The 15,619-nt window shown below is 32.9% G+C and carries 15 protein-coding genes; 12 read left to right on the top strand and 3 right to left on the bottom strand.

Annotated features, from left to right (window positions below):
• The first annotated feature begins 4 nt into the window (after window positions 1-4).
• The 6 genes from rnmV to FC55_RS05120 all read left to right on the top strand — a co-directional run bounded on the left by rnmV (window position 5) and on the right by FC55_RS05120 (window position 4,374).
• Window positions 5-562, top strand: coding sequence for a ribonuclease M5 (gene rnmV, locus FC55_RS05145; protein ID WP_080767637.1), 558 nt, complete (start codon window positions 5-7; stop codon window positions 560-562).
• Between the two features lie 11 nt (window positions 563-573).
• Entirely contained in the window at window positions 574-1,464 is an 891-nt protein-coding gene (rsmA, locus tag FC55_RS05140; protein WP_003699668.1) for a 16S rRNA (adenine(1518)-N(6)/adenine(1519)-N(6))-dimethyltransferase RsmA, read from the top strand.
• An 87-nt stretch (window positions 1,465-1,551) separates the two neighbouring features.
• A complete protein-coding gene (locus tag FC55_RS05135; RefSeq protein WP_003704867.1) occupies window positions 1,552-1,785 on the top strand; it encodes a Veg family protein in 234 nt (77 codons plus the stop codon).
• Between the two features lie 95 nt (window positions 1,786-1,880).
• The gene (locus FC55_RS05130) at window positions 1,881-2,729 is read left to right on the top strand and encodes an alpha/beta hydrolase (RefSeq protein ID WP_003699666.1); all 849 of its coding nucleotides are present in this window, start codon (window positions 1,881-1,883) and stop codon (window positions 2,727-2,729) included.
• A gap of 12 nt (window positions 2,730-2,741) precedes the next feature.
• Entirely contained in the window at window positions 2,742-3,860 is a 1,119-nt protein-coding gene (locus tag FC55_RS05125; RefSeq protein WP_003699665.1) for an aminotransferase, read from the top strand.
• 43 nt (window positions 3,861-3,903) lie between these two features.
• Window positions 3,904-4,374, top strand: coding sequence for an arginine repressor (locus FC55_RS05120; RefSeq protein WP_003702207.1), 471 nt, complete (start codon window positions 3,904-3,906; stop codon window positions 4,372-4,374).
• Between the two features lie 38 nt (window positions 4,375-4,412).
• On the opposite strand, the gene ispE is transcribed toward FC55_RS05120, so the two are convergent.
• Complete coding sequence (ispE, locus tag FC55_RS05115) at window positions 4,413-5,282, bottom strand: 4-(cytidine 5'-diphospho)-2-C-methyl-D-erythritol kinase (RefSeq protein WP_003699663.1); 870 nt, start codon at window positions 5,280-5,282, stop codon at window positions 4,413-4,415.
• A gap of 215 nt (window positions 5,283-5,497) precedes the next feature.
• On the opposite strand from ispE, the gene FC55_RS05110 reads away from it, so the two are divergent.
• On the top strand, window positions 5,498-6,805 hold the full coding sequence (locus FC55_RS05110) for an ammonium transporter (protein WP_003699662.1): 1,308 nt from the start codon (window positions 5,498-5,500) through the stop codon (window positions 6,803-6,805).
• A 51-nt stretch (window positions 6,806-6,856) separates the two neighbouring features.
• Here FC55_RS05110 and argH read toward each other — a convergent pair whose 3' ends face one another.
• Window positions 6,857-8,239, bottom strand: a complete 1,383-nt coding sequence (gene argH, locus FC55_RS05105) for an argininosuccinate lyase (protein ID WP_003699661.1) — start codon at window positions 8,237-8,239, stop codon at window positions 6,857-6,859.
• Window positions 8,240-8,262: 23 nt separating this feature from the next.
• Window positions 8,263-9,474 (bottom strand): argininosuccinate synthase, encoded by a 1,212-nt coding sequence (locus tag FC55_RS05100; protein ID WP_003709272.1) that lies wholly within the window; start codon window positions 9,472-9,474, stop codon window positions 8,263-8,265.
• Between the two features lie 561 nt (window positions 9,475-10,035).
• Here FC55_RS05100 and FC55_RS05095 point away from each other — a divergent pair.
• From FC55_RS05095 to FC55_RS05075, 5 genes are all read left to right on the top strand, one after another.
• A complete protein-coding gene (locus FC55_RS05095; RefSeq protein WP_003699659.1) occupies window positions 10,036-11,211 on the top strand; it encodes an aminotransferase class I/II-fold pyridoxal phosphate-dependent enzyme in 1,176 nt (391 codons plus the stop codon).
• A 16-nt stretch (window positions 11,212-11,227) separates the two neighbouring features.
• Window positions 11,228-12,217, top strand: coding sequence for a D-2-hydroxyacid dehydrogenase (locus FC55_RS05090; protein ID WP_003699658.1), 990 nt, complete (start codon window positions 11,228-11,230; stop codon window positions 12,215-12,217).
• A gap of 18 nt (window positions 12,218-12,235) precedes the next feature.
• Window positions 12,236-13,285, top strand: a complete 1,050-nt coding sequence (locus FC55_RS05085) for a PTS sugar transporter subunit IIC (RefSeq protein ID WP_003699657.1) — start codon at window positions 12,236-12,238, stop codon at window positions 13,283-13,285.
• A gap of 407 nt (window positions 13,286-13,692) precedes the next feature.
• Window positions 13,693-14,997, top strand: a complete 1,305-nt coding sequence (locus FC55_RS05080; protein ID WP_035149576.1) for an Ig-like domain-containing protein — start codon at window positions 13,693-13,695, stop codon at window positions 14,995-14,997.
• On the top strand, window positions 14,966-15,619 hold a 654-nt coding region (locus tag FC55_RS05075; protein ID WP_191979889.1), incomplete at its 3' end, for a MucBP domain-containing protein. The genes FC55_RS05080 and FC55_RS05075, both read left to right, overlap by 32 nt.

The raw sequence follows: 15,619 nt of genomic DNA, 5'->3' as shown, positions 1-15,619 counted from the left end.
CAAAATGAAGATAAAAGAAGTAATTGTTGTTGAAGGAAAAGATGATACAAAACGAATTCAAATGGCAGTTAATGCTGATACTTTAGAAACAAGAGGATCGGCAATAAGTGACGAAACTTTAGATCAAATTGAAGATTTATATGATAAACGTGGAGTAATTGTTTTTACAGATCCTGATTTTTCTGGAGAAAAGATACGTAAGATAATTACAGAAGCTGTACCAGGAGTAAAACATGCATTTTTGACAAAGCATGATGCAGCTCCTAGTCATAAAGGTAGTTTAGGTGTAGAACATGCTAGTCCTGAAGCGATAAGAGAGGCGCTTGCCCATCTATATACAGAAGTACCTGATGGAGAACCACTAATCTCAAGGGAAGATTTAGCAGTAGCGGGATTAACATCTGGACCACAAGCTAAAGAATATCGCAGAAGATTAGGTGAATATTTAAGAATAGGCTATACAAATGGGAAACAATTGTATAAGCGCTTGAAATTATTCCAAATAACACCAGATGAGTTTAAAAAAGCACTAGAATATATAAAGAATGAAGATAACTATTAAGAGGTGAAATAATGGCAAACGAATTACCTGAAATTGCTAATCCAACACGTACAAGAGCAATTATGGAAACATATGGATTGACGTTTAAAAAGAGTTTAGGTCAGAACTTTCTAACAGATATTAATATTTTAAAAAATATTGTAGCTGCAGCAGAAGTCAGTGAGGAAGATAATGTAATTGAAATTGGACCAGGAATTGGGGCTTTAACAGAGCAATTAGCAAAAAGAGCTAACAAAGTTATGGCATTGGAAATTGATGATAGATTACTACCAGTTTTGGCAGATACTTTATCGCCATATGAAAATGTTGAAGTAATCCATCAAGATATTTTAAAAGCAGACTTGGAGGCTTTGATAGCTGAACATTTTGAACCTGGTCATAAGTTGAAATTAGTCGCTAATTTGCCATATTACATTACTACACCTATTTTGATGCACTTATTAGATTCAGGAATTGAATTTGAAACAATTGTAGTAATGATGCAAAAAGAAGTAGCTGAAAGATTAGCTGCAAATCCTGGGACAAAGGCATATGGTTCTTTATCTGTTGCGGTTCAATATGAAATGGATTCAGAAATTGCATTTATTGTTCCTAAGACAGTCTTTGTACCACAACCCAATGTGGATTCTGCAATTATTGTTTTGAATAAAAAGAAAGTTAAGCCTAAAGAACCACAGGATGAAAAACATTTTAAGAAATTAGTTAAGGGTAGCTTTATGCATAGAAGAAAGAGCTTATGGAATAATCTTCAAAGCCTTTACGGAAAAGATTCTGAAACTAAAGAAAAAATGTTACAAGCTTTGGAAGTTGCAGATATTAAGCAATCTATAAGAGCTGAAAAATTAACAGTAGCTGACTTTATAAATTTATCAGATGCTCTAGAAAAAATGGGGATTAATTAAAATAATAGCTTGAGTCTAAAACTAAAATGTGATAAAATTGATTATTTTGATTGGCTATGGTATACTATCTTTCAAAGAGGTGGACATATGCCAATTACAATAACAAGCATTAAGGCTAAGTTGGATGGCAAAATTGGTGAACCACTAACTATAACCTCACGACTTGGACGTAAGAAGTCAAAAACTAAACATGGTGTCTTGCGTGAAACTTTTCCTTCGGTTTTTATAATCGAGTTAAATCATGATGAAAATGCAGTTGAAAGAGTATCTTATAGTTATACCGATATTTTGACTAAGAACATTGAGTTGAATTTTGGTTAAGATGACATCCAAAAAAGAGATAGAGAATATTGATAAATAATAGGGTTGGGATTTTATCCCAGCCTTTTTTACAGAACAAATGCGGGTGATGGGGTGTGAAAAAAATAATTTTAAAGATAGTATTGATTATTTTACTTGTATTAGTAGGATTTCAAATTACAAGTCTATTACCTAGTAAAAACAAACCATTGAGAGAAGATAAGTTACTCAATGATATAAATTATAGTGATACACCAACTTTATTGATTCCAGGTTGGGCAGGAAATAAGTGGACATATAATCGTATGATAGATACATATCAAGATGAAAATGTTGCACAAAAAACAATGACAATTCATGTTAGCCCAACAGGAAAAGTAAAAGTACATGGAACTGTAAAAAATAAGAAAAATACGATGATACAAGTTTTGTTTGATTGGAATTATACTGCTAGTTACCGACCACAAACAAAATGGTTAACTAATGTAATGCTAATTTTACATGATAAATATCATATAAATAAAATGAATGTAATAGCCCATTCTTGGGGTGGTAGTGCTTGGTTGCATGCCTTAGCTGGATCTAGTAAACTTCAAAAAGAAATAAAGTTTTCTCGAGTAATATTATTAGGTGTTCCAGTAGAGGAGAGCTTTGATGATATTAGTTATAAAAAAGCTAAGAAAATTCACTCAACTGATGGAAATTATCAAAAATTAGTAGCGCAAACTAAGTATTTGAGACTTAGAGCGAAGATAAAGTTCTATAATTTCCTAGGTGAGATAAAAAATGAGAATACTGATGGTTCGGTACCACATGTACAATCAGAATTTCTTCAGAAAATAGTAAATCCTAAATGGGCCTATTATAGCCAGATGACTTTTGAAGATACAAGTCATTCAGGTTTGCATAGCGATGAGAAAGTTTTAAAGGAAATAGAACAAATATTGTGGGAAAAAGAAAAATAAGGGGGATGTAAGATGAACCTTCCTGAATTTGGTGTAGAAGCCTGGTTAAATAAGTGGGAAAAAAGTGCTAAATATGATATATCTCAAAGTTCAATTGATTCTTTAACATTAGAAGAATTAATTGGTTTAGATGGTACAAAGGTGGAGGATTTTTTTGCTCAACATAGTACTGATAAATTAAATTATGGTTGGATTGAAGGATCACCTGAATTTAAAGAATTAGTAGCAGAACTATATCAAAATATGCCCGCCGATAATATTTTGCAGACTAATGGTGCAACTGGTGCTAACATGTTAGCAATATATGCTTTAGTTGAAGCTGGGGATGAAGTGATTTCGATGATTCCTTCATATCAACAATTATATGATATTCCTCGCTCTTTAGGAGCTAAGGTGAAATTGTTGAACTTGGATGAGAAACAAGACTGGAGTTTTAAAATAGATGAATTGAAGGAATTGGTAACTCCTAAAACTAAATTAATCTGCTTAAACAATGCCAATAATCCGACTGGAACAGTGTTTGACACTGATTTTATGGAAGAAGTTGTAAAAATTGCTAAAGAAGTAGATGCGTATATATTAGTTGATGAAGTATACATGCCTTTAGACAAAGATAGAAAATTTACTTCGATAGTTGATATGTATGATAAGGGGATTGCTACAAACTCTTTATCAAAGACATTTTCTTTACCTGGATTAAGAATAGGTTGGACAGCATCAAATAAAGAAGTAGCGGATATATTTAGAAAGTTCCGTGATTACATAGTTATTTGTGGTGGTGTATTAAATGATGTTTTGGCAGTCCATGCACTGAGAAATAGGGATAAAATTCTGCAAAGGAATGAAGAAATCGTCAAGAATAACTTAGAAATAGTAGAAAATTGGTTAAAAACAGAGCCTCGAGTAAGTTGGTGCACACCACATTCAGTTTCTACATCATTTATAAAGCTAGATATTCCCCAAGATGATTATTCATTTTGTGAAGATTTGTTGAGAGAAAAAGGTGTTTTGTTAGTTCCGGGAACTGCATTTGATAGACCACAACATGCAAGATTAGGATACTGTTGTAATCCTAAGATTCTACAACAAGGTTTAGAGAAGTTATCAGAATATTTGAGAAAATTTGACTAATAATTACTAACACTTAATTTGCAGGAAGGAAAGTGGTGTCAAAGTGAATAGAATAGCTAGAAGAGAATTAATGGAGCAACTTTTTGCTGATAATAAGATAACAACTCAAGAGCAATTGCAACAATTATTGCGTGCTGAAGGAGTTGAGGTTACACAAGCTACAATTTCAAGAGATATGAGAATTTTGAATATTGTAAAAGTAAGTGACCAAAATGGAAATACATATTATAAGCAAATGAAGGTAGAGGGAGAAAAAAATTACGAACGTCTATTTCAAGAAATTAATGATAATGTATTAGGAATCCAACGAATAAACTTTATTAATTTAATTAGAACAACTGTAAATTCAAGTTACGCAAATATTTTAGCTGCGAAGTTAGATGACCTAGAGTTAGCTGAGATTGCAGGAACCTTGGCGGGAAATGATACAGTAGTTGTATTCAGTAAAAATGAAGAAGATGCAGAAATTGTTTATAAAATGATCTATGAACATATGGATGATGACTTGAAATAATAGCAAATAAATAGGTTTGGCGAAGATGCCAAACCTATTTATTTTGTCGTTAACGAGTCTAATGCTCTGACAAGATAAACTTCCTTACAAAAACCACGTAAACTATTATAAATGTGAGTAGCACGGGATTTTTTTTGAGAAATACCAAAGACAGTTGGACCAGAACCACTCATCTGAGCAGCATCAGCTCCAAATTGTAACATTTTGTCTTTGATTTTAATAATGTCAGGGCACTTTTTCATGGTAATGGGTTCCAATGCATTCCCCATATGGCGACACATTTTATCAAAATTTTGTTGCTTAATTGCGGACACAACATTTTGAACTTCTTGATGATTTAAGTGTTGTTCATGAATTTGTCGCAATATTGTAGGAGTTGAAACACTAGCTTGAGGTTTAGCAATGACTAACCACATTGGTGGAAGTGGACCTATTGGAGTGATTTTTTCACCACGTCCAGTTACTAAGGCAGGTTCGCTATATACACAAAATGGAACATCAGAGTCGATTGTAAGAGCTAATTTTGCTAACTCCTCACGTGACATATTTAAATTCCAAATTTTATTTAAACCTCTTAAAACTGCAGCCGCATCGGCAGATCCACCACCCATACCTGCAGAAACAGGGATATGTTTATCAATCTCTATTTCCACGCCTTCTGGTTTGTCCAATTTAGATTGCAGAAGCTTTGCTGCTTGGTAAGCTAAATTTCGTTGATCACAAGGTAAAAAGCCGGTATTAGTTTGTACAGTTATCTCTTTGCTGTTAGGAATAGTTTTAATGTGAACATAATCAGATAAGTCGATTGCTGTCATAACCATACGCCATTCGGGCTCACCATCTTGATGACGGAAAGGGGTATCAAGACTTAGATTAAGTTTGGCAGGGGCTTTTTCCGAAATTTCCATAGTCTCACCTAATTTCTAATCAGTAATTATTACTTTATATTATACTTAGGAAAAATGAATTTTAAAAGTTAAATTACTTAAATAGAAAATAAGGAAAAGAATAGAATAATTTTAATGTTTTATGTCATAAAAAGTTACATATATCTAAAAATAAAGTTGATTTTACTTATTTTGATGTTATAATTTTTGACATCAAAGGTATAGGAGGGCTTTTTATGATTAATCAGGCAAACACTGCTTTTGTTCTCATTTCGACAATATTGGTATTTTTTATGACTCCTGGTTTAGCATTTTTTTATGGAGGATTGGTTTCTAAAAAGAATGTCGTTAATACTATGTTTTCGGTTTTTGTTATTAGTGGTTTAGCGATTCTTCTCTTTGTTTCTATAGGTTATGTAATTTGCTTTGGAAAAGATGTATTTGGAATATTTGGTTGGGGACATAGTTTTTTTCTAAATAGATATGAATTAACGAAAATGTATTCTAAAAGTTTAGGTATTGATAATGGTACATATCTAGTATTTCAAATGATGTTTTCGATTATTACCCCAGCACTTTTTGTTGGAGCTGTTGTTGGGAGGATGAGATTTAACTTTTTGATCTTATTTGTATCATTATGGTCAATTTTTGTATATTATCCAATGGTACATATGGTTTGGAGTCCTGATGGTTTATTAGGGAAAATTGGAATGCTGGATTTTGCTGGTGGAACAGTTGTACATATTAATGCAGGTATAACTGCATTGGTGCTATCTATATTTCTAGGACCTAGAATTAAATATAATATTGAAAACAGCGAACACTATAATTTACCTTGGGTATTACTTGGAACAAGTATACTTTGGATAGGGTGGTATGGTTTTAATGTTGGTTCAGCTTTAGGAATAGATAAAGTGGCCATTCAAGCTTTCTTAACAACTACGGTTTCCACTGGTGCTTCCTTAATAGCGTGGATGATATTGGATCTTAAATTTCATTCCAAACCATCGTTAGTAGGGATTTGTACAGGAGCATTATGTGGTTTAGTTGGGATAACTCCTGCAGCAGCATATATTTCAACTTTAGGAGCAATCATAATAGGAGTTTTGTGCAGTATTGTAAGTTTTATTTTTGTAGAAAAAATAAAGCCAAAACTTAAATATGATGATCCGCTAGATGCCTTTGGATGTCATGGAATTTCAGGAATTTTAGGTTCGATTTTAACAGGCGTGTTTGCGAATAAAGCAATAAACTCAAACATTTCTGAGAGTGGATTATTATATGGTGGGGTGCACTTGTTTTTAATTCAAGTTTTAGGAACTATTTGTACAATTGTTTTTGTAATTATTTTATCTACGATTTTAGTAGTTTGTTGCAAAAAATTAGTTAAGATGAGAGTTACAAGTGAAGAAGAATTGATTGGCTTAGATAAAGTTGAACATAATGAAAAGGTAGATTCTTATGTGAAGAGCGATGCCTCTGACGTTAGGAGATATCGTGCCGAATTTAGAGGGCAATTATCTAAGTTTGAAAAAAGAAGATAACTATAATAAAAAGCAGCAAGTTCGTCTTGCTGCTTTTTTCATGAAAAAAGATTATAAATTAAGTTGTTTTTTAGCGTTTTTAATTTGTAGTTTTACTTGATCAAAACCAGTACCACCAAGTGAATGGCGACGTTGAACTGCAACTTTAGATTGTAGGAATTGGTAAATATCCTCACCAATTTCGCTGTTAATTTCTTTGTATTTTTCAAGAGGAATATCTGATAAAGTTGTATTATTTTCAATTCCTTCAAATACTAATTGACCTACGATAGCATGAGCTTTTCTGAATGGAATACCCTTAGTTGCAAGATAATCAGCTAATTCAGTAGCGTTAGAAAAATCATGTTCAGTTGCATGTAGCATCTTATCTTTATTAACAGTTAGTGTATCTAACATACCAGCAAAAATCTTTAGACTAGGAATAACAGTTTTAACTGCATCAAAGACTCCTTCTTTATCTTCTTGCAAGTCTTTATTGTAGGCTAAAGGTAAACTCTTCATAGTTGCGAGTAGAGCAGTTAGATGCCCATAAATGCGTCCAGATTTTCCACGAATAAGTTCTGCCATATCAGGATTTTTCTTTTGAGGCATGATTGAAGAACCAGTAGAATATTTATCTGATAATTCAATATAGCCGAATTCGTATGAGCACCAGAGAATAATTTCTTCACAAAAACGTGATAAGTGCATCATGAGAATTGAGGCGTTACTTAGAAATTCTAGGACAAAATCACGATCGGAAACAGCATCTAAAGAATTAGCGTAAATATTATCGAAGTCTAATTCTTTGGCGGTAAATTCTCTATCAATAGGGAAAGTTGTACCAGCTAATGCTGCGGCTCCTAACGGTGAAATGTTAGTATGCTTTTTATTGAATTCGAAACGTTCAATATCTCTTTGGAACATTTGATAATATGCCATGAGATAATGACCATAAGAAATAGGTTGAGCATGTTGCAAATGTGTATAACCAGGCATAACAGTTTCAACATTTTCTTCGGCTTTCTTTACAATAACTTTTTGGAGATTTTTAATTTCGTCGATCACGATTTCTAAACGATTTTTCAAATATAAATGTAGGTCAGTAGCTACCTGATCATTACGGCTTCTAGCAGTATGAAGCTTTCCAGCAACATCGCCAATTTCTTGAGTTAGAAGAGACTCCATATTCATATGAATATCTTCTAGTTCAGTAGAAAAAGTTAATTCTCCATTAGCTAATTTGTCTTGTAAAATATGCAAACCAGCGATGATTTTATCAGCATCATCAGCAGATAAAATATTAGTATGTTTCAACATTTTTACGTGTGCTAATGAGCCTTCTAAATCTTCATAAGCCATGTGCTTATCAAATGAGATTGAAGCACCGAATTCATCAACTAACTTACTGGAACCTTCTTGGAAACGTCCACCCCACATTTTTTTAATCGCCATAAATCAATTATCTCCTTTACTAATTACTTATTGTTTTTCTCATTTTGTTGCATAACTTCAGCATAAACTTGTGTTGGTAATCCCCATAATTTGATAAAACCAGCTGCAGCTTCTTGGTCGAATTGATCAGCAGAAGTATAAGTAGCCAATTCTTCAGAATATAGAGAGTTAGGGGATTTTCTACCTTCGCAAATAACATTGCCTTTGAATAATTTAACTCTAACTACACCATTAACAACTTTTTGAGTTTCTGCTAAGAATGCTTGAATAGCGTCCATTAAAGGTGAGAACCAAAGACCGTTGTAAATTAATTCGCTTAATTTTTGTTCGATAATTGGTTTGAAATGAGCTAAATCTCTTTCGTGAGTTAAATCTTCCATATCCTTATGTGCAGCTAAAAGTACAGTTGCTGCTGGACATTCATAAACTTCTCTTGATTTAATACCAACAAGTCTATTTTCAACATGGTCAATTCTACCAATGCCATGTTTACCAGCTAATTTATCAAGTTTCATGATAAGTTCTTCAAGTGGTAATTCTTCCCCATCTAGCTTAGTTGGAACACCTTTGTCAAAAGTAATTTCAATAACATCAGGTGTGTCAGGAGTATCTTCTAGAGCGACTGTTCTGTCATAAGCATCAGCAGGTGCGGATTGCCATGGATCTTCTAAGATACCACATTCATTTGCTCTGCCCCAAAGGTTTTCGTCGATAGAGTATGGACTCTTCTTAGAAATAGGAACAGGAATGCCATTTTCTTTAGCGTATTCAATTTCTTCTTCTCTAGACCAATGTAAATCTCTGATAGGATCTTCAATTTTCATTTCAGGCACTAATGCATGGATTCCAACTTCAAAACGAACTTGATCATTTCCTTTACCAGTACATCCATGTGCAATAGCTGTTGCACCATGTTCTTTAGCAACTTCAACAAGTTTCTTTACAATTAAAGGACGAGATAAAGCAGATACTAAAGGATATTTATTTTCATAGTAAGCATGACCTTGTAATGCTGGAAGAACGTATTCTTCTGCAAATTCATGCTTAGCATCAATAACGATTGATTCAACTGCACCGACTTTTAAGCCTTTTTCTTTAATAGCCTCTAAGTCTTTACCTTCGCCTACATCAATACAACATGCGATAACGTCATATCCCTTATTTTTTAACCAAGCAATTTCAACTGATGTATCTAAACCGCCAGAATATGCTAAAACAACTTTTTCTTTTTCCATGTAAATTCCTCTTTTCATAAAATTAAAATATTCATAATCTATTCATTGACTACACTATACATGTATTTTTAATAAAAATCAATAAAAAGTGTAAAAATAATCAAAAATATTCATTTTTAATCACTTTTATGTATTAAATATACATATAAGTGTATGGCGGATGATGTGATTTATAAAATTAAATGTGAAAATAATTAATTTTAATGTTGACTTTTTAATCTTACATGAGTATATTATAGGTATTCAATTTGCTAAGGAGATTTTATTATGAGATCAGAAATTAAAAATCAACTAAAATTGAATAATTCTTATTTTTACTTTCGCTTTTGGAAGCAGTGATTGTATTCACAGAAATGCGGGTACAAGCACTGGACAGGAATTAAATGTTTGTACCTGTGAGTTCTAAGCGAAAGCTATTTTGTAGCACAGATAATTAGATCTCGCAGATTAATCTGAGGGATAGCTAATTATCTTAATTAACCTAAGATAACTAAATTTAGAGAATAGTAGCCCTCGAGGATTAAACATCTTCGGGGGCTTTTTTTGAAAGGAAGATTTAATATGGTAGATTTAACAAAATATATGAAGAAAGAATTAGAATTAGTTAAGCCATCTGAAATTTTGGCATTTGCTCAATATAGTAGTAAAATTCCGGATATTACAAAATTTACAGTAGGGGAACCGGATTTTAATACACCAGAGCATATTAAAGAAGCTGCTATTGCAGGGGTTAAAGCCAACCATTCTCACTATGCTCCTTCAAATGGAACACTTGGTTTAAGAAAAGCTGCAGCTAATTTCTTAAAAGAAAGATATGGATTGGAATATAATCCGGAAAATGAAGTGATTGTAACAAATGGTGCAACTGAAGCTATTTATACAGCTTTAACTTCAGTATTGAATCCTGGGGACAAAGTTGTAGTACCAACTCCAATTTTCCCATTATATATTGCAGATGCTTTATTAGTAGGTGCAGAACCAATTCTTGTTGATACATCTAAGAATGGATTTAAATTATCAGCTGACATGTTAAAAGAAGTGTTAGATGAACATGGCGATGATGTCAGAGTAGTAGTCTTAAATTATCCTTCTAATCCAACTGGTGTTACATATAGTCAAGAAGAATTGGATGAACTAGCTGATGTTATATGTGATAAACCAATTTTTGCTTTGTGCGATGAAATATATAGCGAATTATGTTATGACCAAGAACATGCTTCACTAGCTAAAAGTTTACGTGAACAAGCAATTGTATTGAATGGTGTATCAAAGTCACATGCAATGACAGGGTATCGAATTGGTATTATGACAGCACCTGCAGAGATAACAAAAGAATTATCTAAGATTCATCAATTTACAATTACTACAACAACTGCGATTGCTCAAGATGCAGCCCAAGAAGCCTTTGAAAATGGCTTGAATGATAGTCAAGAAATGAAGAAAGAATATCAAGCAAGACGTGATTATCTATATTCAAACTTAACTAAATTAGGATTTGAATGTGCTAAGCCTCAAGGAGCATTCTATATTTTCGCAAAAATTCCAGCTGGTTTAGAACAAGATGATAAGAAGTTTATTTATGACTTAGCCGAAAAAGCAAAAGTAGCAGTAACTGCTGGCTCTTTCTTCGGTAAAGGTGGAGAACACTATATCCGTTTAAGCTATGCAACAAGTATGGAAGAAATAAAAAAAGGTGTGGCTCGAATTGCCAAGTATGTTGAAGATGAAAGCAAATAAAACGAGGTAAGTATAGATGAAAAAAATTTTGATGATGTCAGTACGTGAAGATGAAAAAGAAGCCATTGAAAATTGGAGTGAGCGACATTCTGATGTAGAAGTTGGAATTGATGAAGGTGAGCTACATGCTGATACAGTAGCTAAACTTAAAGGTTTTGATGGTGTTGTTATTCAACAAAGAAGTTTAGTTGAAAATGAAGTATATGCTGAATTGAAGAACCTAGGATTAAAGCAAATTTCCACAAGAACTGCTGGCTATGATGTAATTAATGTTAAATTAGCTCATGAAAATGGTTTGAAAGTAACGAATGTACCTGCATATTCACCAAGATCAGTTGCAGAATTAGCCTTAGCACATACCATGCGATTAATTCGTAATTTAGAATTGTTTGATGAAAGAGCTGAGGAACAAGATTTTAGATGGATTGGACTTAAAGGAAAAGAAATCCATACTTTGACAATTGGGATAATCGGTGCTGGTAGAATTGGTGGTACTGCAGCTAAATTGTTTAATGCTTTAGGTGCTAAAGTGATTGCTTATGATATCAAGCAAAATCCAGAATTAAATGAGGTTTTGACTTATAAGTCATTGAACGAAGTGTTACAAGAATCAGATGTTATTAGTTTACATGTCGACTTGAATGAAACAACCAAAGGATTAATTGGAAGTGAAGAATTGGCATTAATGAAACCAACTGCATTTCTAATTAATGAATGTCGTGGCCCAGTTGTAGATACAGATGCTCTAATCGCTGCTTTAAAAAATAAGAAGTTAGCAGGAGCAGCTTTAGATACACTTACAGGCGAAGAGAATTTCTTTAATTTTGATTTACGTGGTAAAGAATTACCAAGTGAGCAATTAAAAGAATTAAGAGCGATGAATAATGTTATTTTGACACCGCATGTTGGCTTCTATACTAATGTTGCCGTTCAAAATATGGTTGATATTAGTTTAAATGATGTATTAGCTATTATTTCAGAGAAAAGAAGTGACCATGAAATTTAATAAAATGAGGTAAAGGATATGAATAAAAAGATTAGCTTAAAAACAGGGACAATGAATATTTTAAATGGTATTAGTATGGGCGTTGTGGTAGCTTTAATTCCTTCTGCATTAGTTGGTCAATTAATGAAAGCTTTGATGGGAGTGATGCCACATATTGCAAGTCAGGTGATTGATATTACTAACTTTGCTGCAAGCCTATTGCCGGCAATGGCTGGATTCTGTGTGGGATATCTCTTTAAAATGAATATGATTCAAATGAGTTCAATTGCAGCAGCTACAACAATTGGATCAGGTGTAGTGAAGAAAGCTGGGACAACTTATGTTCTTGCTGGAACAGGCGATGTAATTAATGTCGCCGTAACAATTACATTTGCAGTAATCATTGCTAGTGTTATTGGAAATAAATTGAAGAATTATACAGTTCTGTTGATGCCGGTTCTTGTCTTAGTACTGGGTGGTGGACTAGGATTAATGACTCTCCCTTATGTCAAGTTAGTAACAGGATTTGTAGGAGCGATGATAAAGACTTTTACAATTCTTCAACCAGTTTTGATGGGAACATTGATGGGAATATCATTTGCAGTTCTGATTGTATCTCCGATTAGTTCAGTGGGAATAGCTACTGCCATTGGAATAAGTGGGATTGCCTCTGGTTCAGCTAATCTAGGAATTACAGCTGGTGCTTTCACATTAGCGATTATGGGAAGTTCGGTTAATAGTTTAGGAACAATCCTTGCTCATTTTATTGGAACTCCTAAAATTCAAATGGGGAATATGTTAGAAAGACCGAAATTATTCATTCCAGTGATAATTAGTTCAGGAATTATGGGTGCTTTAGGAGCTATCTTCAAAATCCAAGGAACACCTATGAGTGCAGGATTTGGTTTCGCTGGATTGATTGGACCAATGACAGCATATGAACAAATGGATCCTGGAGTAGATAGTATGATTTTACTAACAACATTGTTTGTGGTATTGCCAATTATTTTAGGTTTGGCGATGAAATATATTTTTGTTGGTGAAAGTAAATTTGTTAAAGCTAATGATTTATTAATTGAAACTGAATAGTATTTTATCTAAAACTCGTATCTGTGAAGTTTTATTAACTAAACAGGTACGAGTTTTTATTCGGTAAAAAATAGATATTAATTAATTTAATTTAATTATTTGGTTTTATACTAAAAAATATATTATTTTTTTATATATAAAAGTTATATCCAATTGATTTAAATCTTGTTTTAATAAGGTTTTTATTTGTGTTAAACCAAAAAAATTAAGGGGGAGGGGGGAGGGTAATAATTTATATAATCTAATAAAGATTTTTGAAAATGTATCTTGAAATTTTATTTTATATTTCATAAAATGTACATAGTTAATTAAACAAAGGAAGTTGATAACTAGATTTTAAATTTGCTTTATTTTTAGAAAAATAGAAATAGAGAAAAAAGAGAATTAGATTAGAAGAATAAAATTGGTTGTTGTTTTTAATTAAAGGTCATATGTTAGAGAAAGGAATGGGAGAAGTCATGTCAAGAAATAATCTAAACAGAAAGTTAAAGTATTCTATTAGAAAAAAGAAAAATGGTGGCGGTGCTGCTTCATTTATCGTTGGTAGTGTCGTTTTAGGTGGATTGATGTTAGGCGGAGCAACAACAGTTAATGCTGATGGACTTACACAAACTGGTACAGGAACAGATACAAGTGCAAAACCTGGCGGTAGTACAGATATTTCTGGTACGGAAGTAACTTTATCTAAATCAAATACTGTAGGAACTCCTGCAAATCAGAAGGAAGATGTTCCTGCGGTAAGAGGTGATAATGCGGTAAGAAGTGATAATGTAGTAAGTACACCAACGATGAATCAAAATGAAAGTGGCTCTACAGAAAATAGCGAAAATCCAGTAGATCCTACAAATGAGAAACAAACAGCGAACGAAACTACTGGTACAAAATCAAGTGATACAGATGTTAAAAATGATAATTTAACTCAATCTCCTACAAATGCAAGAAAGCTTGTTGCGACAGCTGCTACAGTTCCTGAAAGTCAATTAGCTAACAATAAGATAACAATTAGTAATTTTAAAGTTAATAAACATGTTATTAGAGAGTCTGAAGGCTTAGATATAAACTTTTCTTTTGATTGGTCCGGTCAAGGATTAGTTAAAGGTGATACTTTAGTAGTACCATTATCAGATGCATTTACTTCTGTTACTAGACAAGTACCAACTTATTTTGGATCAAATGGACAACAATTAGGAACTATGGTGTTAGACTATGATGCTAAAAAAATTTATACAACATTTACAGCTGATATGGATCCAAATAAAATTTATAATGGAACCATCAATGTAGGTACATTTGTTAATCGTAACTATTTTAAAAACAAAGATAATAGAAATATTGTTGAATTAGATTTGCCAAACGGTCAAAAAGAAGCTGTTGATCTACAAGTTATTTTTGACGCTAAAGATAAAGCTCCTGAATTAGGTACTATTACAGTTCAAGCTAATAAAACTACAGATAATCCAGATGGTTCAACTAATATAACGTGGGATGCAATCGTGAACTCTGATAAGGTAAAAATGTCTGAGGCGGCAATTTATGTAACACCAGATGTAATAAAGGATATTAATCCTCAATTTGAAGTCCCTGGTGATAATTATTCAATTTGGACAGATATGAATTTTAAATATGATTCTAATAGTACATACTCATTGAACGAAGATAGTTTTAGAGTATATCAAGCTAATGTATATGCAAGTATGTATGGGATATGCTAAAGAAAAAGAATTAGTTAAAGATAAGGATTATAAAATTGTTAAATCTGGTGTGATGCCACATGCCTATGTAGTAGACTTAATTGGAGACTATGCAACAACATCTTCACCAATAGTAGTGGAATATTCAGGAACAGTACCAGCAAAAAATGGTGAAAGAGCAGTTGCTGACCAGGCTACTACAGATGTTTTCGTAGCATATTACGAAGGAGATATTGTAAGAAGTAATGAACGTTACACAGGTCCATTTTCAGCTAATTGGGCAGAGGGCGTAATTAATGTAAATAACTCTTCTGTTACAAGTAGTTCCCAAAATGTTTTAGGTTCTGTATCTGTAGTTCATATTGATGCAACCACCGGAAAATTGTTAAAACCAGAAGCATATGTGTTGGAAAAAGATGGCACACCATTACACAATGTGGAACAAGGAACTAAATATAAAACTACTTCAGAAACATTTTCAGGGTATAAGTTTACAACTATGGGATATGATTCAGCACCGGCTGAAGGAACTGTTAAAGAAGGGCATCAACGAGTAATTTATCTCTATGTTCCAGAGGTTAAACAGAAGGGTAATGTAGATGTAACTTACGTTACAGAAGATGGTAAAGTTCTAGAACCAACA

It is taken from the genome of Ligilactobacillus salivarius DSM 20555 = ATCC 11741 (assembly GCF_001435955.1).
In the GTDB taxonomy this organism is placed as follows: Bacteria; Bacillota; Bacilli; order Lactobacillales; family Lactobacillaceae; genus Ligilactobacillus; species Ligilactobacillus salivarius.
The sequence above is the reverse complement of the archived record's forward strand: the minus strand, read 5'-3'. Positions and strand labels throughout refer to the sequence as shown.